Source organism: Kitasatospora sp. NPDC056181, assembly GCF_042266225.1.
GTDB lineage: Bacteria > Actinomycetota > Actinomycetes > Streptomycetales > Streptomycetaceae > Kitasatospora.
Genome location: NZ_JBHJUK010000030.1, coordinates 21,346 through 43,673, shown reverse-complemented (window position 1 = coordinate 43,673; position 22,328 = coordinate 21,346). Strand labels below are relative to the sequence as shown.

Annotated in this window: 15 protein-coding genes; 4 read left to right on the top strand and 11 right to left on the bottom strand. The window is 74.0% G+C overall.

Annotated features, from left to right (window positions below; translation table 11 throughout):
• Positions 1-253: 253 nt before the first annotated feature.
• On the bottom strand, positions 254-2,437 hold the full coding sequence (locus tag ACFC1F_RS14560) for a glycogen debranching N-terminal domain-containing protein (protein WP_376158363.1): 2,184 nt from the start codon (positions 2,435-2,437) through the stop codon (positions 254-256).
• Positions 2,438-3,178: 741 nt separating this feature from the next.
• Here ACFC1F_RS14560 and ACFC1F_RS14555 point away from each other — a divergent pair.
• The gene (locus tag ACFC1F_RS14555; protein ID WP_376158322.1) at positions 3,179-4,492 is read left to right on the top strand and encodes an alpha/beta fold hydrolase; all 1,314 of its coding nucleotides are present in this window, start codon (positions 3,179-3,181) and stop codon (positions 4,490-4,492) included.
• Between the two features lie 187 nt (positions 4,493-4,679).
• Here ACFC1F_RS14555 and ACFC1F_RS14550 read toward each other — a convergent pair whose 3' ends face one another.
• Positions 4,680-6,248 carry a DUF4192 domain-containing protein gene (locus ACFC1F_RS14550; protein ID WP_376158320.1) on the bottom strand — a complete coding sequence of 523 codons (1,569 nt, stop codon included), beginning with the start codon at positions 6,246-6,248 and terminating at the stop codon, positions 4,680-4,682.
• Positions 6,249-6,477: 229 nt separating this feature from the next.
• Here ACFC1F_RS14550 and ACFC1F_RS14545 point away from each other — a divergent pair, with 229 nt between their 5' ends.
• Together ACFC1F_RS14545 and ACFC1F_RS14540 are read left to right on the top strand one after the other, a co-directional pair.
• Entirely contained in the window at positions 6,478-8,745 is a 2,268-nt protein-coding gene (locus ACFC1F_RS14545) for a RecQ family ATP-dependent DNA helicase (protein WP_376158317.1), read from the top strand.
• Positions 8,746-9,232: 487 nt separating this feature from the next.
• Entirely contained in the window at positions 9,233-9,862 is a 630-nt protein-coding gene (locus tag ACFC1F_RS14540) for a hypothetical protein (RefSeq protein WP_376158315.1), read from the top strand.
• A gap of 323 nt (positions 9,863-10,185) precedes the next feature.
• Here ACFC1F_RS14540 and ACFC1F_RS14535 read toward each other — a convergent pair whose 3' ends face one another.
• The 3 genes from ACFC1F_RS14535 to ACFC1F_RS14525 all read right to left on the bottom strand — a co-directional run bounded on the left by ACFC1F_RS14535 (position 10,186) and on the right by ACFC1F_RS14525 (position 12,674).
• A complete protein-coding gene (locus ACFC1F_RS14535; protein WP_376158313.1) occupies positions 10,186-10,710 on the bottom strand; it encodes a hypothetical protein in 525 nt (174 codons plus the stop codon).
• A 271-nt stretch (positions 10,711-10,981) separates the two neighbouring features.
• Positions 10,982-11,692: a ribonuclease HII gene (locus ACFC1F_RS14530; RefSeq protein ID WP_376158311.1), complete on the bottom strand. Its 711-nt coding sequence runs from the start codon at positions 11,690-11,692 to the stop codon at positions 10,982-10,984.
• Between the two features lie 352 nt (positions 11,693-12,044).
• On the bottom strand, positions 12,045-12,674 hold the full coding sequence (locus tag ACFC1F_RS14525) for a TetR/AcrR family transcriptional regulator (RefSeq protein ID WP_376158309.1): 630 nt from the start codon (positions 12,672-12,674) through the stop codon (positions 12,045-12,047).
• A gap of 277 nt (positions 12,675-12,951) precedes the next feature.
• On the opposite strand from ACFC1F_RS14525, the gene ACFC1F_RS14520 reads away from it, so the two are divergent.
• The gene (locus ACFC1F_RS14520; RefSeq protein WP_376158308.1) at positions 12,952-14,469 is read left to right on the top strand and encodes an MFS transporter; all 1,518 of its coding nucleotides are present in this window, start codon (positions 12,952-12,954) and stop codon (positions 14,467-14,469) included.
• A 214-nt stretch (positions 14,470-14,683) separates the two neighbouring features.
• Here ACFC1F_RS14520 and ACFC1F_RS14515 read toward each other — a convergent pair whose 3' ends face one another.
• The 6 genes from ACFC1F_RS14515 to ACFC1F_RS14490 all read right to left on the bottom strand — a co-directional run bounded on the left by ACFC1F_RS14515 (position 14,684) and on the right by ACFC1F_RS14490 (position 22,297).
• On the bottom strand, positions 14,684-16,195 hold the full coding sequence (locus tag ACFC1F_RS14515) for a DUF4153 domain-containing protein (RefSeq protein ID WP_376158306.1): 1,512 nt from the start codon (positions 16,193-16,195) through the stop codon (positions 14,684-14,686).
• A gap of 525 nt (positions 16,196-16,720) precedes the next feature.
• Positions 16,721-17,056 carry a hypothetical protein gene (locus ACFC1F_RS14510; RefSeq protein WP_376158304.1) on the bottom strand — a complete coding sequence of 112 codons (336 nt, stop codon included), beginning with the start codon at positions 17,054-17,056 and terminating at the stop codon, positions 16,721-16,723.
• Between the two features lie 72 nt (positions 17,057-17,128).
• Positions 17,129-18,112 carry a carbohydrate ABC transporter permease gene (locus ACFC1F_RS14505; RefSeq protein WP_209415414.1) on the bottom strand — a complete coding sequence of 328 codons (984 nt, stop codon included), beginning with the start codon at positions 18,110-18,112 and terminating at the stop codon, positions 17,129-17,131.
• Entirely contained in the window at positions 18,109-19,131 is a 1,023-nt protein-coding gene (locus ACFC1F_RS14500; RefSeq protein ID WP_148642698.1) for a carbohydrate ABC transporter permease, read from the bottom strand. The genes ACFC1F_RS14505 and ACFC1F_RS14500 overlap by 4 nt, the downstream gene beginning before the upstream one ends.
• Before the next feature lie 100 nt (positions 19,132-19,231).
• The gene (locus ACFC1F_RS14495) at positions 19,232-20,632 is read right to left on the bottom strand and encodes an ABC transporter substrate-binding protein (protein WP_376158301.1); all 1,401 of its coding nucleotides are present in this window, start codon (positions 20,630-20,632) and stop codon (positions 19,232-19,234) included.
• A 459-nt stretch (positions 20,633-21,091) separates the two neighbouring features.
• Positions 21,092-22,297, bottom strand: coding sequence for a cytochrome P450 (locus tag ACFC1F_RS14490; RefSeq protein WP_376158299.1), 1,206 nt, complete (start codon positions 22,295-22,297; stop codon positions 21,092-21,094).
• Positions 22,298-22,328 lie beyond the last annotated feature (31 nt).

The window sequence follows — 22,328 nt, the reverse complement described above, 5'->3', positions numbered from 1 at the left end:
TGCCGTGACCGCGCGACGGGCGGACCAGGGGCCGGTCCGGGCGGAACCGGGCGGGACCGCCCCCGGGCCGAGGACGGGTCCGGACCCGGCGGGCCCGGTGGCCGGCCGAGGGGGTCCCGTGGCCGGCCGGGGTGCCCCGGGGAGCGGGTCCGGCCGGGACCCGCCCCCGCCCGCACGGGACAGGCCGCGGGACAGGCCGAGGCCGACCCGGCAGCCGCCCGCCACGGGTGCCGCCCGCCTGGTGGCGGTGGCGTCAGCGGGCGACCAGCTGCAGCTCCGCGGACGCCTCCTCGACCATCGCCACGCCGATCCGGCTCACCCGGACCGAGAACGGCTCACCCGCGACGCGCAGGCCGGTCAGCTGCAGCTCACCGAGCGGCGCGGTGCTGGCCGGGCGGACCAGCACCCGCCCGCCCGGGACGTCCGGACGGACCCCGGCGAGCGCGAACACCGCGTGCACCGCGCCGGCCGCCGAGACCGCCGCGGGGCGGCAGGCCGCCGGGTGCGGCACCGGCGGGCAGCCGGGCGTTCGCTGCTCCCCCGCGTACATCTCCGGCAGCCGCCCCTCGAAGTGGGCGGCTGCGCCGAGCAGGCCCTCCAGCAGGGCCCCGGCCTCGTTCTCGTGGCCGGCTTCGGCCAGTCCGGCGATCGCGAGGGCGGTGTCGTGAACGCGCACCGCTCCGCTGCGGTGGCCGAGCGGGTTGAACCGGGGCGACTTGGCGCTGAGGGTGCGCAGGCCCCAGCCGCTGTCCAGTTCGGGCGCGGCCAGGCGCTGGGCGAGCAGTCTGGTCTGCTCGCGCTCCAGCAGGCTCTCGTGCCGCCCGCCCTCGGCGGAGAGCCCCGGGTCGAGGAGGTGGACGAGGGAGGAGGCGACCGCGGGCAGTGGCTGGCCGCCCGGTCCGAGGGCGGCCGCCGGGCGCCCACCGGAGAGGTCGTCGACCCAGAACCGGTCGCGGAAGCGTCCTCGCAGTACGGCCGCCCAGCTGCGCCACTCCTCGGCGCCGGGACGGCCGAAGGCCTCCAGGAGGTCGGCGCCGTGCAGGGCGGCCCGGTGCGCCTGGGCCTGGACCTCGGCCCGGGCCGCCACGGGGTGGGCGGCGCGGTCCTCGACCGGGCGGCTCAGGTCGGTGACGAAGCCGTCGACCAGGCCGCCGCGGAGGGCGCCGAGCGCGCGCTCGGCGGCCGGGAGCAGCTCGGCGACCTCCTGCCGGGGCATGCCCCAGCGCCAGGCCTCGGCCAACACGGTGATGAAGAGGAGCGTCGCCTCGGTGGCCGTGCAGGCGGGCGGCAGCTCGGGCCCGCCGTGCCGCAGGGCGCCGGGCAGCAGGCCTTCGGGGCGACGGCCGGGCTGACCCGGACCGCCCTGGCCGCCCGGCCCCGGCGCCGCTCCCGCCTGGCCGCCGGCGGGGCCGGGCTGCTGCCGGCGGGCCAGCGCCCGGAGGGTGCCGGCGGCCAGCCGGGTGCCGAGCGGGAGGATCATCCGGGCCGTCCACAGCGCGTCGGCCGGGGCGAGCCCGAACCTCCAGGGCGCGCCGGAGGCCGGGTAGAGGTCGGTCGGGCGGTCCGGGTCCGCGAACAGCAGGCCCCCGAGGGCGTCCAGGGATCGCGGTACCAGCAGCTCGACCCGGGGGTCGTCGCTCCGGATCTCCGGTTCCGCCCAGGGCAGCGGGACCCCGGTGCCGCGCCCGCCCGGCGGCCGGGGGCCGGGGGTGGTGCTCTCCAGCTCGGTGCGCAGCTCGACCGACCAACGGGCACCGGGCTGCACTTCGAGGTCCCAGCGCAGTACGCCGGCGCCGGCCAGGACGGCGTGCGGCGACGGCTTGGCACTGACGACGGCGCTGTGGGTGGGGCCCACCCACCGCAGCCCGGCGGACTGCACCTGGCCCGGCAGGTCCGGCGACCGGTGTCCGGCGGCGATCTCGCCGACCGGGCCGAGGTCGGTGCCGAGCGCGATCTCCAGCGGCAGCCGGGCGGGCCGGCTGCCCGTGTTGCGGACGGTGACGGTCTCGACGCCGTCGGCGTGCCGCAGCCGCTCGACGGTGAGCGCCGGGTCGGGGTCGGGGTCGCCGGGGATCCGGACCGCGCCGAGGAAACGGGCCTGCGCCGCCGTGGTCAGCGTCCCCTGGAGGGGCAGCGGCTCCATGCCGCCGATCCGCAGCTCCATCCGGGCCAGCACCCGGACGCCGGAGCGGTAGAAGCCGTGGAGACCGTGGCCACGCAGCTGCCCGTCCGGCCCGGAGGCGGCCATCGCGGGCGCGTTGACGCAGAGCACCGCGTGGTGGACGGCTGCGGGCTGCGGACGTGGTGGGGCCGAGGCCCGTGCCTGGCCGGCGGGCGCGCCCGCGGGGACCTGGTCGGGGCGGCCGACGGGTCTCGGCGCGCCGGCCACGGTCTCGGCCGGCACGGCCTCTGACGGCCTCGCCTGTGGTGGCCTCATGGCGGTCACCGGACTCTCCTCCCCTCGGCGGTCCGGTGGCCGGTCAGGCCGGTGGGCCGCGAGCATGCTCGATCGCGTGCTGTGGTGCCTGGCCGGCGGGGTTTCCCGTCGGCGTGTGCCGTGCCTGGCCGTACCCGGCGCCGGGTCGTGCCATGCGGCGCGCGGCACCGCTCCGGCACCGGCCCCGCCTCGCCCCGGGCACCCCGTGGTGCCCGCGCGTCGTCTTGTCCGGCGGCCGGCGGTGCCGGTGACGCCGTGTCCCGCCCGGTGCCCCGGACCGGCCGTCGCCGGGCGGCGGGGCACGCCGCTTCCTCGGTGTGCCGGCCCGCCCGGTCGGCCGTCGGCGCTTTGACGGACCCGGCTCCGGGCCCACCGCGGCTCGGTCCGTCTCCGGATCCGGAGGCCTTCCGGGCGAAGTGCCCCCGGGGTGAACGCCACCGACCGGTCGCAGGTAACGCCCGGCGCACCGGTTCGGAGCTCCCGACCGTGGTTCCGGGTGGTCGTCCCGGTGCTGCCGTGGCGTCGTTCCGGCGTCGTTCGGGCGTCGTTCCGGTCGGACACGACCGCCGGGGCCTCAGTGCACGGCCCGCGGACGGCGCAGCAGGCGGGTGGCCGAGGAGGGCAACCGCCGAGCCGGTGCCCGAACGCCGTCAGGATACGGTGCGGGGGTCGCGGCGCCCGCACCGGCAACACCGTGGACGGCGACACGACCGCTGTGACCTGCACATACCGAGGAGTTGTATGTCCACCGCCAGCCGGCTGCCCGGGATCGTCACGACCGACCACGTCTTCCAGCTGCCCCTCGACCACGCCGCCCCACAGGGCGAGCAGATCGAGGTGTACGCCCGCGAGGTGGTGGCCCCGGGCCGCGAGAGGGACGACCTGCCCTGGCTGCTCTTCCTCCAGGGCGGGCCCGGTGGCAAGGCCGGACGCCCGCTCGGCCGCGACGGCTGGCTTGAGCGCGCCCTCGACGACTACCGGGTGCTCCTGCTCGACCAGCGCGGCACCGGCCGGTCCACGCCCGCGAACCGGCAGACCCTCGCCCGGCGCGGCGGCGCCCGGCAGCAGGCGGACTACCTGGCGCACTTCCGCGCGGACTCGATCGTGCGGGACGCCGAGCTGATCCGCCGCCGGCTGCTCGGCGACGACCGGCGCTGGAGCGTGCTCGGGCAGAGCTTCGGCGGCTTCTGTACCCTCGCCTACCTCTCGATCGCGCCCGAGGGCCTGCACGAGGCGTTCATCACCGGTGGCCTGGCCGGCCTGCACAGCTCGGCCGACGACGTCTACCGGGCCGCGTACCCGCGGGTCGTCGCCAAGAACGAGGGGCACTACGCCCGCTTCCCGCAGGACGTCGAGGCCGTGCGGCGGATCGCCGCGCACCTGGCCGCCTCGCCCGCGACGCTGCCCGGTGGCGGGCTCCTCACCGTCCAGGCGTTCCAGGCCCTCGGGATCGTGCTGGGCGGCGGCAGCGGTTCCGGCAGCCTGCACTACCTCCTGGAGGAGGCGTGGGTGGAGGGAGCGGCCGGGCCCGAGCTGTCCGACACGTTCCTGGCCGGCGTGCAGGCGAAGCTCTCCTTCGCCGAGGGGCCGCTGTACGCCGTGCTGCACGAGTCGATCTACGGGCAGCGGTCGGTCGACCCGGCCGGGACCGCGTGGTCGGCCGAGCGCGTCCGCAAGGAGTTCCCGGAGTTTGACGCCCTGGCTGCGCTGGACTCCGGGGCGCCGGTGCTGTTCACCGGGGAGATGATCTACCCCTGGATGTTCGACACCGACCCGGCGCTGCGGCCGCTGAAGGAGACCGCCGAGCTGCTCGCCGCCCGCACCGACTGGGCCGACCTGTACGACCCGGCGCGGCTGGCCGCCAACGAGGTTCCGGTGGTCGCGGCGGTCTACCACGACGACATGTACGTCGACACCGCCGACTCGCTGGCGACCGCCCTCGCCGTGCGCGGCCTGCGGACGTGGATCACCAACGAGTGGGAGCACGACGGCCTGCGGGTGAGCGGCGGCAAGGTACTCGACCGCCTGATCGCGATGGCCCACGGCGAGGCGTAGCCGGCCGGGCATTGACCGGTCCGGTCGTGGCCTGCCGGCACACCACGGGTCTGCGTGCACCAGCGCGGGGCGGACGGCGGCACGGAGCCGGCCGGTGGCCTTCCCCGGGCCTCCGCCGGCCGGGCGGGACCATTGCCCCGCCCGGCCGGCGGGGAGACGCGGCAGGAGGAGTCCGCCGCCGACGGTGTCACTGCGCATGCCGCGATCCGATCGCCGGGCCCCGGACGCCCCGGCACCGGCCGCGTCGGCCGGCCGGTGCGGCCGGTGCGGCGGGAGCCCAGGGCGAGGCGCGGCCCAGCCGCAACTTGCGCGCGGCGCGCGGCTGCGAAGACGGCCGGCAACCGGCCAGGCGGTCCGTCCGCTGTCGCAGTTGTGCGACCGGGCCGCCGGGCGGGCCCTCCACCCGGTCCGCCGACCCGTGCGACGGCACGGCGCCCGAGGCCCCGGGGGCGGCGGACCCGGACGGACCCCGGCGGGCCCGCCGGCGTCGGGACTTCGAGGGGGTCGGATCGCGCGGTTCGTCGGGGCCCCGGCCCGGACCTCGGTCCGGGCCCTGGTCCTGGCCCCGATCCGGGCCCTGGTCCGGATCGCCCGGCGCGCCGCCCTGGGGCTCGTGCTCCGCACCGCGAGCCGACCCGGGCACCCGGCGGACTGCCGCCTCCTCCTCCGCCCCGGCACGGCGACGCCGCTCGGCATCCGCCCTCGCCAGCAGCGGGTCCGGGGAGAGACCGCCGTTCAGCGACTCGTAGAGCAGCTGGGCCAGCAGGTAGGAGGGGTCGAGGCGGAGCGCGTGGGCGAGCACGACCCGGGCCGTCGCGCTGTCCCCCGCGACCCAGGACACCCAGGCCAGCAGGGTGAGCGGGGGCGGGGCGTAGCCCGTGTAGGGCGGCACGCAGCGCCGGGCGAGGAACCGCCAGAGCCGCTGGGCGGGAGCGAGCTCGGCGGGCCGCGCGTACTCGGCGGCGCGGTCCCGGGTGCGCCGGTCCTGGAGCGCGACGAGCAGCTGTGCCGTCCGGTGTTCGTCGAGCTCGCGGGCGCCGGCCATGAACTCGGCCACGGCCCGGTCGAGCAGCTCGGTGCCCTGCTCCAGGGAGAGCACAGGCCCGAGCCCGGCGCCCCTGCCGTCCGTGACCCGGGCGAGCGCCAGTCGCTGCGCGTCGGCACCGGGCGGGCCGATCGGCGCCAGCCCGGCGACGATCGCCTTGCGGCTGCCGCGCGGCGCGAGACCGGCGAAGGTGGCCGCCGCCGCTCCGGGGCCGGGCGCGCGCCGGATCGGATGGCCCCCCGGATCGCAGCACCCCTCGCGGCGGCAGAGGAAGGACCACCAGCGCCCGGCGGAGACGCAGAGCGACTCCTTCACCGGTACTCCCCTGCTCTCGAAGGCCGCCCGCAGCTCCGCGGCGAGCGGTCCGAGCCCGGCGAGCACGGGCGGGCCGTGCTCGACGACGGGATCCTGGCAGAGGTAGAGGAGCACCTGGGCCGGGCGGCGGTCCCGCTGCTCGGACAGGCCGACGAGCAGGGCGGCCGTCTCGTCGGCGGCGGCCGCCCACTGCGCCGGCGACTCCGGGATGTCCAACCGGATCACCCCGCCCTGGTGGAGCTCCGGCCCCTGGAGACCGACGGCGACGATGCTGTCGTCGGGGAAGAAGCCGAGCAGGTAGGGCAGCAGCTCGGCCATGTCGGCCGGGCCCCGCATGGTGACCGGCCGGGTTCCCGGGGAGTGGCCGAAGGGAAGCGTGATGCGTTCGTTGTTCATGGCCGGAAGATTGCCGCAATTCGCGAAGGCCTCCGGATTTTTCTTTTTTCCTGTGGATAAACCCCGCCTGTGGATAAAACGTCCCCCGTTCGGGGCAGCCAGGACCACCCTCCCGAGCGATATTTGACGGCCGTTCAGCGGAAGAGCGGATGAAATGCACCCGGACTCCACCCGCCCGTGCACGGCCGCCGTTCGCCCATTGTCGGCACCTCGGGGTTACATGGACGGCATGCAGCAGCCGCAGACCCACACCACCGCCACCGACGACACCGCCACGTCCGGCACCGGCCCGGCGGGCACCGCCCCGGGTAGCGCCCCCGGCAGCGCCACGGCCGCCGACCGCGCCGAGGTCCGGGCGCGGGCCGAGGCCGTCCTGCGCGAACTCGCCGGGCCCGCCGCCACGCTCCGCGACGACCAGTGGACGGCCATCGAGGCCCTGGTCGTCGACCACCGGCGGGCCCTCGTGGTGCAGCGCACCGGCTGGGGCAAGTCCGCGGTCTACTTCATCGCCACCGCCCTGCTGCGCGCCCGCGGCGCCGGGCCGACGGTGATCGTCTCCCCCCTGCTCGCCCTGATGCGCAACCAGGTGGAGTCGGCGGCCCGGGCCGGTATCCACGCCCGCACCATCAACTCGGCCAACACCGACGAGTGGGACGCGATCCAGGCCGAGGTCGCGGCCGGGGCGGTGGACATCCTGCTGGTCAGCCCCGAGCGGCTGAACAACCCCGACTTCCGCGACCAGGTGCTGCCCAAGCTCGCCGCCTCCACCGGCCTCCTGGTGGTCGACGAGGCCCACTGCATCTCCGACTGGGGCCACGACTTCCGCCCCGACTACCGGCGGCTCCGCACCATGCTCGCCGACCTCTCGCCGGGCGTCCCGGTGCTGGCCACCACCGCCACGGCCAACGCCCGGGTCACCGCCGACGTCGCCGAGCAGCTGGGCACCGGCGCCACCGACGCGCACGCCCTCGTGCTGCGCGGGCCGCTCGACCGCGAGAGCCTCACCCTCGGCGTGCTCTCCCTGCCCGATCCGGCGCACCGCCTGGCCTGGCTGGCCGACCACCTCGACCGGCTGCCCGGCTCCGGCATCGTCTACACCCTGACGGTCGCCGCCGCCGACGAGGTCACGGCCTTCCTGCGCGAGCGGGGCTTCGCGGTGGCCTCGTACTCGGGCCGCACCGAGGACGCCGAGCGCCGGACCGCCGAGGCGGACCTGCTGGCCAACCGGGTCAAGGCCCTGGTCGCCACCTCCGCGCTCGGCATGGGCTTCGACAAGCCCGACCTCGGCTTCGTGGTCCACCTGGGCTCGCCGAGCTCGCCCATCGCCTACTACCAGCAGGTGGGCCGGGCAGGCCGTGGCGTCGACCGGGCCGAGGTACTGCTGCTGCCCGGGCGCGAGGACGAGGCGATCTGGCGCTACTTCGCCTCGCTGGCCTTCCCTCCGGAGGAGCAGGTGCGCCGCACCATCAACGCGCTCGCCGAGGCCGGCCGGCCGCTCTCCACCGCCGCCCTCGAGCCCCGGGTGGACCTTCGCCGCGCCCGCTTGGAGACCATGCTCAAGGTCCTCGACGTGGACGGCGCGGTGCGGCGGGTCAAGGGCGGCTGGACCGCCACCGGGCAGAGCTGGCAGTACGACACCGCCCGGTACGCCAAGGTCGCGGCCTCCCGCGAGGCCGAGCAGCGGGCCATGCGCGAGTACGCGTCGGGTACCGGATGCCGGATGGAGTTCCTGCGGCGGCAGCTCGACGACGAGCAGGCCGTGCCGTGCGGCCGCTGCGACAACTGCGCTGGACCGCTGCACACCCCTGAGGTGTCCGCCGAGGCACTGGACGCGGCCCGGGCCGCGCTCGGCCGGCCCGGGGTGAGCTTCGAGCCGCGCCGGCTCTGGCCCACCGGCATGGACGCGCTGGGCGTGCCGCTCAAGGGCCGCATCCCGGCGGGCGAGCAGGCCGAGACCGGCCGGGCCCTCGGGCGGCTGTCCGACATCGGCTGGGGAAACCGGCTGCGCACCCTGCTCGCCGACCAGGCGCCCGACGTTCCCGTCCCCGGCGAGGCGGTGGACGCCCTGGTCGCGGTGCTGGCCGACTGGGCACGCGGCCCCGGCGGCTGGGCCGGGCCCGCGACCACCGAGGGCGCCCGGCTGGAGCGGCCGGTCGGCGTGGTGACCATGGCCTCGTCCGGTAGGCCGCAACTGGTCGGCAGCCTCGGCGCCCGGATCGCCGAGATCGGTCGGCTGCCGCTGCTCGGACAGTTCGAGTACGCGACCGGACAGCCCCCGCACGGTGCGCGCAGCAACAGCGCCCAGCGGCTGCACTCCCTGGCCGGCGCGCTCGTCCTGCCGCCGGAGGTGGCGGCCGCGGTGGCCGGGGCGGGCGGGCCGGTGCTGCTGGTGGACGACCTGGTCGACTCCGGGTGGACGGTCACCGTCGCCGCCCGGCTGCTGCGCAAGGCCGGGGCGAGCGCGGTCCTGCCCCTCGTACTGGCCGTGCAGGGCTGAGGCACCGGGCCGGAGAGGGAGAGGGCCGACACGACGGGCGGGACGGGGGAGCGGTGGGCCGGTGCAGGACGGTGGACCCGGAAGGCCCGACAGCGACCATCACTCGAATGGAGCAACGGAGGCGATCGCCGGAACAACCGCGACCGCAAGACGCATCGATCGGGGACGGAGGGGCGGATGTTGCTCGAGATGCTGCGCAGAGGCCTTCGGGCGCCCCGGATCACGATCTGGCGCCGCCCGACTGACACCCGCACGGCGGTGGAATATATCTGGCAGAACGTTGGCTTTCGGGCGCCGTTCATCATTTCATCGTTGCCGCTCCGCCCCATCTGCCCTGAGAATCGGACCGTACCCGGAAGCCGGTCCGATGGACCAGGCCTTCGGCGTACGCAGGTACCCGCGCGCCCGTGGGTCGGGAAGGAGGATCGTGATCAACGGTATCGGCCGAGGTCAGTATCCCCTCGCCCGGAGTTCGTCGCCCAGACGGGTGCTCGATCTGGAGGCGTGGGCGGCCGCGGGGGTCCCGTTGCTGCGCGATCCGCGCGAATTCGTCCTGGAGCTGCACCAGCGCCACCTGCCCCAGCCGGGCACGGTCGTGGTCGGCGTGGTGGACGCGTCGCACCGGCTGACCGCCTCCGCCTCGTTCGCACCCTGGCCTCACGACACCGACGGCTGGCAGCATCGCAACGCGATCCTTTCGCACCTGCGCCAGGTCACCCCGCACGACCTGCGACAGGCCGCCCCGACCCGGACGGCCGTGCTGCTGCGCTGCCGCGAGGGTGCGGCCGGCTGGACGGAGCAGGACGGCGCCTGGATGTGGGCCCTGCAGGATGCGGCCGTGCTGCACGGGCTGCGCTGCGGTTCCTACATCGCGCTGACCCCGGCGGGCTGGCAGGTCCTCGGCGACGAGCGCGGCGGACGCAACCCGAACGCGGGCTCCTGGGCGGACGGGCCGGTCCACACCGTGACGGAGCTGCCGCCCCGGTCGGTCCGGCTCCCACCGGCGGAGCGGAGCCAGCGTGGCGACCGGTCGCAGCGCCCCCGGGCGTCCGAGCTCCCGTGGACTCCGGCCCGCGTCACGGCCATCGAGCCGGCCCGGCGCACCGGGACCCGCTGACGCGACCCGCACCGGCGACGGGGCACGGAGCGCCACCGAACGCGGGGCGCGGTGCAACACCACCGAACACGGGGATCGGTGCGCCGGGAGCAGGCCTCGGACCTCCGGGGATCACCTGCTCCCACGCACCACCCTGCGCAACGACCGACCCTTCACGGCCACCGCGCCGCACACCCCGCGCTCCAGCACCCCGCGCACCGGCACCCAGGGCGCCCTGTACGCGAACCCTGCTCGGGCGCCCTGCACAACCACCCGGCGCGGGCCGCACAACGCGAACCGGGCCCGGCGCCTCGGCGGCATCGGGCCCGGACGGTCCAGGGGTGTCAGGCGGGCAGACGCCCGCTGGTCGGGCCGGCGGCGGCCGCGGCTGCGGGACCGGCGTCGCCGCAGACCACCAGGAGCGCGGCCGTGTGGCCGAGCGCCTTGGTGTACGCCTCGGCGGCGCGGCCGGCCGTACCGCCGTTGACGACCAGCACGACCACCTCACGGCGGGCCGGACGGGTCAGCGCGGCGTCGGCGTAGAACACGTCCCCGCCCTCGGCGAGTTGCGCCCAGTAGCGCTCCTCGCCGAAGGAGAGCTCGTGCTGCTGCCAGGGGTGCGCCGCGCCGACCGTCAGCACCAGGATGTCGCCCGGCTTGCGCCCGGCGTCCAGCAGCTGGTCGACCGCCTCGTCCGCGCGGTCCAGGGCCTGTGCCTTGGTGGCGGCGACCAGCTGGACCTCGGGCTGCGGTGCGGCGGGCGCCGGGCGGCGCGGGCCGGGCTTGGGGATCTGGGCCGTACGCGGCGGCCCCGGGCGGTCGGCGCGCGCCGGCGCCGACCGCGCAGGTGCGGGACGCGGGCCCGGCACCGGAACCGGTGCGACGACCGACGGTGCGGCAGCCGCGGCCGACGGTGCGGTAGTGGTCGAGCTGCCAACGGCAGGCGTGGGAAGGGCTTGTGCGTCCGACTCGCGTGGGAAGGGAACGCCGGGGCCCGGGAGGCTCTTGTGAATCTCCGGCTCCTCGGGGAAGACAGGCATACCCGGATATCTATCAAATGCCGGTCGGGCGCGCACGGGCACCCCACCAATTGGGCACCACGAACCGACCGCCCCCACCCCGGCAATTCCCGACGGAACGTCAGAAACCGAGCGTCAACTGTTCGTCGGCCGGTCCGCCGGAACCCGCTCCGCCCGTACCCACGCCGACCCTGTTCCGCTTCAGATGACGCCACTGGGGCAGGCCGTCCATGTACGCCCAGGAGAGCCGGTGCTGTTCGGTCGGGCCGAACTCCTCCAGCGCGGCACGGTGGACCGGCGACGGGTAGCCGGCGTTGTCGGCGAAGCCGTACTCCGGGTGCGCCTCGCCGAGTTCGGCCATCATGCCGTCGCGGTGCACCTTGGCGAGCACCGAGGCGGCCGAGACGCAGATGCAGGACTGGTCGCCCTTGATCACCGTGCGCACCCGCCAGGGGCCGCCCAGGTAGTCGTGCTTGCCGTCGAGTATCACCGCGTCCGGCTCCACCGGCAGTGCCTCCAGCGCGCGGACGGCGGCCAGCCGGAGGGCGGCGGTCATCCCGAGCTCGTCACACTCCAGCGCGGTGGCGTGACCGAGCGCGTACGCGGTCACCCAGTCGGCGAGCACCGGGGCGAGCGCCTCACGACGCAGCTCGGTGAGCAGCTTGGAGTCGGTCAGACCCTCCGGCGGCTTGCGCAGGCCGGTGACGGCGGCACCCACGGTGACCGGGCCGGCCCAGGCGCCGCGCCCGACCTCGTCGAGGCCGACGACGATCTTGGCGCCGGCCCGGCGGAGCGAGCGCTCGACGGAGTGCGTCGGCGGAACGATGGGCATCGCGGCGTCCTTCGAGTGGGGCAACCTCCAGCCTAAGCCCCGCCCGGAGCCGCCCCGACCATCCCGTCCCGGCCCTCCCGCCGTGACCATCCCGCCCCACGCCCCGGGCCCCCGCGCCCAGGACCCGACGGGCGACGCCGCCGCCCAGACCCTCACACCCCGCCCCGCTCCGGGGCACTCGGAATCCCGGGGCACCCAGGCCCCACGGCCATCAAGCCCTGCGGCCCTCAAGCCCCGCGGGCACGCAAGGCCGCCAGAACCCCCTGGGCGCTCAGCCACCTCGGCCCGCCAGGCACTCAGGCCCACTCATGCCCCTGAGGCCCCCGACCCACGACCCACGACCCCCGCCGCCTCACGCGCGGATCAGCGGCATCATCACCTCGTCGACCAGCTCGACCGCGAAATTCGCCCCGATCTCCCGCCCGCAGGTCTTCACCCGGTACATCAGCATCGCCGGGGCCACGTCGGCCACGAGCGGGGTGGCCGCGCCGGGCCGGACGTCGCCGCGCCCGGCGCCCCGGCGGAGGATGTCCAGAATGGTGCCCTTGGTCGGTTCAATCACCCTCCGCGTGATGAAGTCCTTGAACAGCTCGGCCTGCTCGTGGTCCAGCTCGGACATCAGCGCGTTCATCGCGGCACCCGCCCGGGAGCCCATCGCCGCGGTGAAACCCTCGATGAGCAGCAGGAGTTCACTACGGGTGGACCCGAGGTCCGGCGTATCCGAAGGACGTGGCAGAGTGGAGTCCAGGGCGTCGATGACCAGTTCGACCTTGGACGCCCAACGCCGGTACAGCGCGGCCTTCCCGGTCCGCGCGGCACCGGCGACGCCTTCCATCGTCAGCCGCGCGAATCCGCCGGAGGTGAGCTGATCGAGCGCGGCCTCGAAGATCGCCTGCTCAAGTTCCTTCCCCCGGCGGCGCGCCGGCCGGGAGAGGACCTCGGCGGCCGCCTTGACCGGACAGAGCGCCGCGAGCGCAGCCACCGGGGTGACAGGTGTCGGTTCGGGGACGACCGGGCGTTCTCCCGGGCGCCCCGCAGTCCGCTCCACGGCCCGGCCGGCCGTCGCACCCACCGCCTGGCGTCGCACCAACTGATCCATCGTCACCAACCTTAGAGAACGCTTGCGTTCACAATCTCGCCCAGGATATCGTCCACATTAGTGAACGATTCCGTTCCTTCATAGCCAGCGGGACGCCGTAGGGCTGTGCCGGACCCAGGGTCCGCAGCATACGAAGCAATAGCCAGCAGGGGGCATCAACTTGGCTATCTCCGACACACTCAGCAAGAGCACACCATCGCAAGGCGACCAGGGCCGGCACAAGGGCATCACCCTGGCCGTCATCGCGGCCACGCAGCTCATGGTGGTGCTCGACGCCACGATCGTGAACATCGCGTTGCCGCAGATCCGGGACGCGCTGCACTTCTCCACCACCAACCTGTCGTGGGTGATCAACGCCTACACGCTGACCTTCGGCGGCCTGCTGCTGCTCGGCGGTCGCGCGGGCGACATCCTCGGCCGCCGCCGGGTGTTCATCGCCGGCACGCTGCTGTTCGGCCTGGCCTCGCTGCTGGGCGGCTTCGCGCAGGACGGCGGGATGCTGCTCGCCGCCCGCGCCCTGCAGGGCATCGGCGGCGCGATCTGTTCGCCGACGGCCTTCGCCCTGATCGCGACCAACTTCGAGGAGGGGCCGGAACGCAACAGGGCGTTCGGCGTCTTCTCCGCGGTGGCCGGGTCGGGTGCCGCGATCGGCCTGCTGGCCGGCGGCCTGCTCACGGAATACCTGGACTGGCGCTGGGTCTTCTTCGTCAACGTGCCGATCGCAGTCCTGATCGCGTTCGCCGCCCCGCGCTACATCGCCGAGTCGGAGCGCCAGGAGGGCCGCTTCGACCTTCCCGGAGCGCTCACCTCGACGCTGGGCCTGATCGGCCTGGTCTACGGGTTCATCCGGGCCGCCTCGGACGGCTGGACGGACACCGTGACGCTGGGCTCGTTCGCCGCGGGCGTACTGCTGCTGTTCGCGTTCGTCGTGATCGAGCGCAGGACCGCCCAGCCGATCACCCCGCTGCACCTGTTCCTCGACCGGAACCGCACCGGTGGCCTGGTGATGATGCTCTGCCTGGCCGCGGCCATGTTCGGCATCTTCTTCTACATCACGCTGTTCGTGCAGGGTCCGCTCGGCTACAGCCCGCTGCGGGCCGGCGTCGCCTTCCTGCCGATCAGCGCCTCGATCATCGTGGCGGCGCAGGTCGCCTCGGCACTCCAGGCGAAGTACGGCCCCAAGCCCTTCATGGTCACCGGCGCCGTCCTGGTCACCGCCGGCCTCAGCTGGCTCACCCGGATGAACGCCGACAGCGGCTACGTCGACAGCATTCTCGGCCCCACGGTGATGTTCGGCTTCGGCATGGGTCTGATCTTCGTCCCGGTCATGCTGCTCGCCGTCGCAGGCGTCTCCACCCGTGACACCGGCGCCGCCTCCGGCCTGCTCAACTCGATGCAGCAGATCGGCGGTTCGCTGGGCCTGTCGATCCTGACCACCGTGTTCGCCCGGTCCTTCGACGACAAGAAGGCCGAGCTGATGGCGGCGACCCCGAAGAACGTCGTGCCGACCAAGGAACAGCTCGCGGAGGCCGGCAACCAGATGCTGGCGTACGGCATCTCGCACGCCTTCATCGTGGGTGCGGCGCTCGCGGGTGTCGCCCTGCTGTCGGCCGTGTTCGTGATCAAGGCCAAGGCCTCCGACCTGCCGTCGGACGCCGCAGGTGTCGTGCTGCACTGAGGCCGGGCACCGAGTCGGACGCCGTACCGAGGTCAGGCCGTGGCGGCCTCACCGCAAGGGCCGGCCGGGAGCAGCATCGCTCCCGGCCGGCCCGGTCGTTTCCGTGACGGCGGCGAAGTGCCGACGCCCGACATCAGCACTCGCCGACGAACCCTCCGGTTCAGCACTCGCCGACGAACCCGCGGGATCAGTACTCGCCGACGAACCCGCGGAATCAGTACTCGCCGACGAACCCGCGCTGCAGGCCCACCGCCTTGCAGGCGTCCGAGGCGGCGTTCCCCGGACCGACCGGCGGGTGGTCCAGCAGGATCCCGCGGGAGCGCGACTCGGCGAGGCTGGTGGCGTACCAGGGCGAGGCCTCGTCGGGAAGGTCGAACCACTGCTTCTCCAGGGCGCAGGTCCGGTGGTTCGCGGGCAGCCGGTCGAGGGCCGGGACGGCGTCGAGCGAGAGGTCACGGACGTTGCGCAGGTCGATCTGCCCGGTGCGCTCGAAGCGGGCCACGTTCTGCTCGGCGACGATGGCGTCCGGCCCCATCAGCCCGTAGACGGCGGCGGTCAGTGCGCCGCTGAGCACCACGGCGCGCGGCAGCCAGGCGGCGGAGCGGACCAGCCCGGCCGTGATCAGCAGCACGAACACGACGCCCAGCCAGGCCTCGACCACCAGCACCCAGAGCCGCAGCCTGGTCAGCCCGGAGGCGTCGACGTAGAACCACATCCGGCCGAGCGCCGAGGCGACCACGACCAGGGTGAGCAGACTGAGCGCGCCGAGCAGGATCCGGGCCAGTCGGCGGTCCGACTCCGTGCTGCGCGGCGCCCAGCGCTTGGCGACGGCGACCACGACCAGGGTCAGCACGGTGACGGCCATCAGCTGCCAGAAGCCCTGCCGGGCGTACTCGGAGCGGCTCATCCCGGTGTTCTCCATGATCGAGTCCCGGCCGCCGAGCACCACCACGGCCTGGACCAGCGCGAAGGCGCCGAACATCAGGTTGAGCGCGGCCAGCGGCAGCACCCACTCCAGTCGGCCGCGCTCGCGGCCCGGGCGGATCACGGTGCGGTCCCAGCGGCGCGGGCCGGCCGCGATGTGGGCGAAGCCGAGCGCGGTGACCAGACCGAGGACGAAGAGCACGAAGCGCAGCGGGAGTTCGCCCAGGTCGAGGCTGGGGCTGAGGCTCCCCAGGACGTCCGCCATGGCCGCGTCGGCGCTGGCGAACAGCCAGCCGAAGACGGTCAGCAGCACGGCGGCCACCACGACGGCCCGCAGCACCGGAACCACCTTGCCGCGGCCGGGCAGGGCGAGGCCGCGCAGGCCGTCCCGGGCCCAGCGAAGGCCGGGCACGAGCTGCCAGAGGATGCCGGGCAGCGCCAGCAGCACGCCCGCCCAGCGGCGGCCGCCGTGCAGGGCGAGCGAGGCCAGGGCCAGCGCGCAGACCGTGGAGAGCACCGTCGGCCAGCCCGCGTCGAAGAGCGCGGGCACCGCGAGCAGGGCCAGGGCGAGCACGCTCCACGCCACCGTCCAGGCGCGTATTCGCCGGCCGGCCGACCAGGCGGGGAGGCCTGCGCCGGTGGCGGCGACCGTGCCGCAGAGCAGCAGGTTCACGCCGAGGCCGCTGTCCATCAGCCAGGCCGTCAGCAGGCCGGTCAGCACTGCCGCGAGCAGCGCCCGCGGCGGGGCCGGGGCCTTGGCGCCCGGATCGCTGGGGCGCAGCCACCCGTTGGGCCGGGGCACCGCTCCGGCGGCCGGCGCACGGTACGGGTTGGCCGGGCCGGCCGGGCCGCGGTACGCGTCGAACGCCGCCTGGCCGCCGCCCGGAGCGCCAGGTGCACCGGGTGCACCGGGCCCGAACGGGCCGGGCCTGGCTCCGGGCCCGCCAGCACCAGGCCCGTCAGAACCGGACGCACTCGCCCCCGCCCCCGCACTAGCACTCGCATCGGAGGCACCAACACCGGAGGCACCCGCACCGGTGGCGCCGGGATCGGACGGCCCGTCCCCCGGTGCGGGCGTGGAAAGACCTGACACGCGTTCCCCCTCAGAGGTCGGTGGGCATGCGGAAGCCGCCCTGGGGGCAGTCCGCGGCAGGCGCCCGGAGCGCCGCTACTGCAGCAGACTGTAGACCATTCTGAACAGGTTCAAAAACGTGGGAAGCGCCTCTGTCACTGGTCTGTGACAAAGGCGCCCCCGGGCCCTGCCCCGAACATGAGGGCAGGTCAGCGGCTCAGTAGGAGCCGTACAGCGAGTACGTCAGCGAGTCCTTCACCGCCGGCCCGAAGTCCGCCGGCAGCTGCCGAAGGGCACCACCGCGTCGCTGTAGACCGCCGGCTGGTACTGGTCGTTGGGCGCTGCACCGACCGGTCCGACGTGCACGCTCAGCGAGGTCAGCGGCACGGCCGAGGCGCCCGTGGTGATCCGGCTGCCGTTGAGGTGATTGGAGTCGGTGTCGTCGACCAGCGAGCCCACCGCGGTGTTGCCGAGCGTCTTCGGCGGTGCGCCCCCGGTGGTGAACGAGAGCGTGGCCGGGTTCGCCGTTCGGCGTGCCCGTCTCGGCGGGCCCGTTCGACGTGCCCGTTTCGGCGTGCCCTTGTCGGCCAACTGCCCTTAACGGTGTACCGGTTGTGCGGCAAGCGCGTCCACGGAACCACCACAATCGCCGGCCGGGCGGCGTCACCCCTTGACGGATCCGGCCAGCAGACCGCGGACGAAGTACCGCTGGAGGCTGAAGAAGACCACCAGGGGGATCACGATCGACAGGAACGCCCCGGCCGTGAGGAGCTCCCAACGTCCGCCGAAGGACCCGGAGAGCTGCGCCAGCCGGACCGTCATCGGCGCCACCTCGGGGGTCCCGCCGGCAAAGGTCAGTGCCACCAGCAGGTCGTTCCAGACCCAGAGGAACTGGAAGATCGCGAACGAGGCCAGCGCCGGCGCGCAGAGCGGCAGCACGATCGACCGGAAGATCTTGAAGTGCGAGGCGCCGTCCACCACCGCCGCCTCCATCAGGTCCCGCGGCAGCTGGGCGATGAAATTGTGCAGCAGGAAGATCGCCAACGGCAGCGCGAACATGGTGTGCGCCAGCCAGACGGGCGCGTACGTGCCCTTGAGGTCCACCGCCGGGATCAGCGTCAGCGGGCCCAGGTGCGCGCCGCCGGAGAACAGCCGAAGCAGCGGGATCAGCGCCATCTGGATCGGCACCACCTGGAGTGCGAAGACCACGAAGAACACCGCGTCGCTGCCCCGGAACCGCACCCAGGCCAGCCCGTACGCGGCCATCGCCGCCAGCACCAGCGGGAAGAGCGTCGCCGGGACGCTGATCGCCAGCGAGTTCACCAGGAACGGCATCAGACCGGTGGAGACGCCGGAGCCGCCCTCGAACAGCACCGTGTGGTAGTTGGAGAGGCCGAGGTCCGGGTGGAGGAACGCGTTCCACCAGCCGTTCGCGGTGACGTCCTGCTTGGGGCGCAGCGAGGTCACCAGCAGGCCCAGGGTGGGGATGGTCCAGAGCACCGTCACCGCGATCACGAAGACCGAGGCGAGCGGGGAGCCGAAGGCCTGGCGGACCGGGCCGCGGCGCCCGGCCAGCGGCCGGCCGGCTCCCGTCCCGCGGCGCCCGCCCGACGGGCCGCGCCCGCGCACCGGATCGAGCACGCTCATCGGACCCCACGCTCCTTCCGCAGCTGGACGATGTTGTAGGCCACCAGCGGCAGCACCGCGAGGAAGAGGATCACCGCGAGGGCGCTGCCCCGCCCGGTGTTGAACTGCACGAAGGACTGCGAGTACATCTCGTTGGCCAGCACCTGGGTGCCGAAGTTGCCGCCGGTCATGGTGCGGACGATGTCGAAGGCCTTCAGTGTGGTGATCATGACGGTGGTGAGCACCACCACCACCGTGGTGCGGATCATCGGCACCGTCACGTACCAGAACAGCCGCACCCCGCCCGCGCCGTCCAGCCGGGCGGCCTCGGTGACCTCGTCCGGGATCGCCTTGATGGCGGCGGAGAGGACCACCATCGCGAAGCCCGTCTGGACCCAGACCATCACCGCCATCAGCAGGAAGGTGTTCAGCGGCTGGGAGAGCATCCAGTTCGGCGGGTGCTCCCAGCCCAGCGCGATGGCGACCTGACTGAGCAGGCCGATCTGCTGCTGCGAGGCGTCCCGGGACTCGTAGACGAACTTGAAGATGATCGAGGCGCCGACCAGCGAGATCGCCATCGGCATGAAGATCAGCGACTTGTAGACCGCCTGGCCGCGCATCCGGTCCACCAGCAGCGCCAGCACCAGGCCCAGGCCGGTCGCGGCCAGCGGCGCGACCACCAGCCAGAGCAGGGTGGTGACCAGGATCTTCTGCACCGAGTCGGTGGTGAACGCCCAGCCGAAGTTCTCGCCGCCGACGAACCGGCTGCTGTCGTCGTTGTACAGGCTCAGGTAGACGGTGCGGACCAGCGGGGCGACCAGGCCGACCAGCAGAAGCACGACCGCCGGGCCGAGGAAGACCGCGACGGCCAGCGGCCGGGCGATCCGGCCGGAGGCCCGGCCGGCGACCAGGAAGACCAGCAGCAGGATGCCGAGGAAACCCGCGATCGCACCGAAGCTGTTGCCGAACTTGACGGCCGCGTCGCCCCAGGAGCCGTCGGCCAGCGCGGCGGACGGCCGGGGGCCGGCGAGTACGGACATGGCTGCACGTCCTTTCCCTGCCCCGGGCGGAGCGGAGGGGCGGGCGGTGCGGGTGGGTGGCCCCGCACCGCCCTCGACGGATGGACCCTGGCGGCGGCCGCTACTGCGGCCAGGCCGCGTCGATGTCGGCGGCGGTCTTCTGGATCGACTGGCCCTCGGCGAACCAGGCGGTCAGCGACTTCCACTCCTGCCCGGCCCCGACAGCGGCCGGCATCAGGTCCGAGCCGTCGAAGCGGAAGGTGGCCGCCGGGTCGGTGAGCGCGTCGGCGGAGAGCCGGTCGATCGGGTCGGTGTACAGGCTCTTGTCCACGCCCTGGTTGGCCGAGACCCAGCCGGTGGCGGTCTTCACCCGGCTGCTCGCCCACTCCGGGCTGGACAGGTAGTTCTGCACCGCCTGCACCTCGGGCCGGCTCGCGAACGCGGTCAGGAACTCGCCGCCGCCCTCGACCGGGTTGGCGACCTGCGGGTTCACCGCCGGCAGGTGGAAGGCGAAGATGTCGCCGTCCGGCCCGACGTTGGTGCCCTTCGGCCACTGCGCCTTGTAGAACGAGGCCTGCTGGAGCATGAAGCACTTGCCGGTGAGGACCGGCGCACCCGCGTCCTGGAAGGTCGTGGTGGCGATCGACTTCACGTCGCCGTAGCCGCCGTTGACCCACGCCGGGTTCTGCATCCAGTCCGCGACGGTCTTCATCGCCGTGGTGATCTTCTCGTCGGAGAACTTCACCTTGTGGGTCACCCACTGGTCGTACACGTCACCGCCGTACGAGCCCAGCACCACCTCCTCCAGCCAGTCGGTGGCCGGCCAGCCGGTGGCCGTCCCGGAGGCGATGCCACCGCACCACGGCTTGCCGCCGCCGGCCTTGGCGATCCGGTCGCTGAGCGCCATCAGGTCGGCCCAGGTCTTCGGCACCTCGTAGCCGGCCTGCTTGAAGGCCTTCGGCGAGTACCAGACCAGGGACTTCATGTTGGCGCTCATCGGCGCCGCGTAGAAGGTGCCGTTCACCGAGCCGTAGGTCTTCCAGACCGGGCTCCACTTCTCCTGGTTGGCGACGGTCTGCGCGGGCGGCTTCACCACCTTGCCGCTCTTCACCATCTGCGCCAGCAGACCGGGCTGCGGGATGATCGCGAAGTCCGGCGCGTTGCCACCGGTCACCCGCACCGGCAGCTGGGACTCGAAGTCGTTGGAACCCTCGTAGCTGATCTTGATGCCGGTACACGAGCTGAACTCGGACCAGGACTTCTCCAGATTGTCCGACTCCGGGCTGAGGATCGACGCGAAGACCGTCACCGTGGTGCCCGAATGCCCCGCGTACTGCTGGAACTTGGCGCAGTCACCGGCCAGGGTCTGGCCACCCCCGCCCGACCCGCCACCGGAGCTGCTCGAACTGTTCGAGCACGCCGCGGTCAGCGCCAGCGCCGCCAGCAGGGCGGGCACGGCCACCAGACGGCGGGAACGGGCGGAGGGCGAACTCGTGGACGGCACGGTCGGGGTGGGGGTCAATGCGGTCCTCCTCGCCAGGGCGCGCAGCGCCGGCAGTACGACAGAACGACATTGCGCTGTACCGGAGATCGACATGGACGCGGCGGCGGCCGATTTGACGACGTTAACGCAGCGGCCACCCCTCGCCAAGGTCCGCGTTCGACCTTCACCCGCACGTGGCCCAAGTTGTGACCCGTGGCCGCCCCGACAGGACCCCGGCCCGGACGCCGTAAACCCGGACCGGCCCCGGCCCGTATTCCGCGCCCCGGCAGGACCCCGGCCCGTCCACCGCGCCCCGGCAGGACCCCGACCCGTCCACCGCACCCCGGTCGGACGGAACCCCACCCCCGGGGCTCCGGACGTTCCCGGAAACGCCGCCGGGGCTCCGGACGTTCCCGGAAACGCCGACGGGGCTCCGGGTGTGCCCGGAAACGCCGACGGCCCCGCCCGGGCCGGGCGGGGCCGCACCACGACCGGCCGTCAGAACAGCCGGACCGGCAGCTCCCGCAGCGAGTTGACCACCAGCGACGGACTCGGCCGCAGCTCCGCGTCCGGCACCGCCACCGCGAGGTCCGGGAACCGCTCGAACAGCGCCGGCAGCGCCACCCCCGCCTCCAGCCGGGCCAGCGGGGACCCGGGGCAGACGTGCGGCCCGTGACCGAACGACAGGTGGCGGATCGGGTCCCGCGTGATGTCGAACAGCTCGGCGGTCACCCCGTGCTGGGCCGGGTCGCGGCCGATCGCGTTGTACGAGATCAGCACCGGCTCACCCTTCGGGATCACCACCTCGCCGACCTCGACGTCCCCGGTGGTGAACCTGAACAGGAAGTTGCTGGTCGGCGGCGTCCAGCGGAGCGACTCCTCGACCACCGCGTCCCAGCCGACCTTGCCCGAACGCACCAGCTCCAGCTGCTCCGGATGGGCCAGCAGCGCCCGCACCGCGTTGCCGATCAGGTTGACCGTGGTCTCGTGGCCCGCCGCGATGATCACCCGCAGGGTGGCCGCCGCCTCGGCGTCGCTCAGCGCGCCGCCCTCGGTGTCCGCCGCCAGCAGCACACTGGCGAGGTCGTCCCCGGGCGCCGAACGGCGCTGCGCCACCAGATCGTTGACGAAGGCGTTCAGCCCGGCGATGGTCGCCTGGATGCCCTCGGGGTTGGGCCGGATGCCGAAGAACCGCTCGTAGAGGTCACGCAGATGGCCGTGGTCGGACTCGGGCACGCCCAGCAGCGAGCAGATCACCGTCATCGGCAGCGGAAAGGCGAACGCGGTCTTGAGGTCCACCTCCCGCTCCCCCGCCGCCAGCGCGTCCAGCAGCCCTTGGGTGATCTCCTCCACCCGCGGGCGCATCAGCTCCACCCGGCGCGGCGTGAAGGCCTGCGCCACCAACGCCCGCAGCCGCCGGTGCTCGGCACCGTCGGTGGTCACCATGCTGGAACCGGGCACCGCCAGGCCGATCAGCGGCCAGGTCTTCGGCACGTCGCCGCGCTGGTACGCCGCCCAGTGCGCGGCGTCCTTCACCAGCCGGGCGTCGGTCAGCAGGTCCCGGGCGGCCGCGTGCTGCGTCACCGCCCAGGCGGCGACGCCACCCGGCAGCTCAACCGCCACCGCCGGGCCCGCCGCACGCAGCAGCGCACCCTCGGCGGCGTTGTCACGCGCCATCGGATCGAGGGCTATCGGAGCGGTCATCGGCACAACTCTCCTTGAGGTACTGGATCGT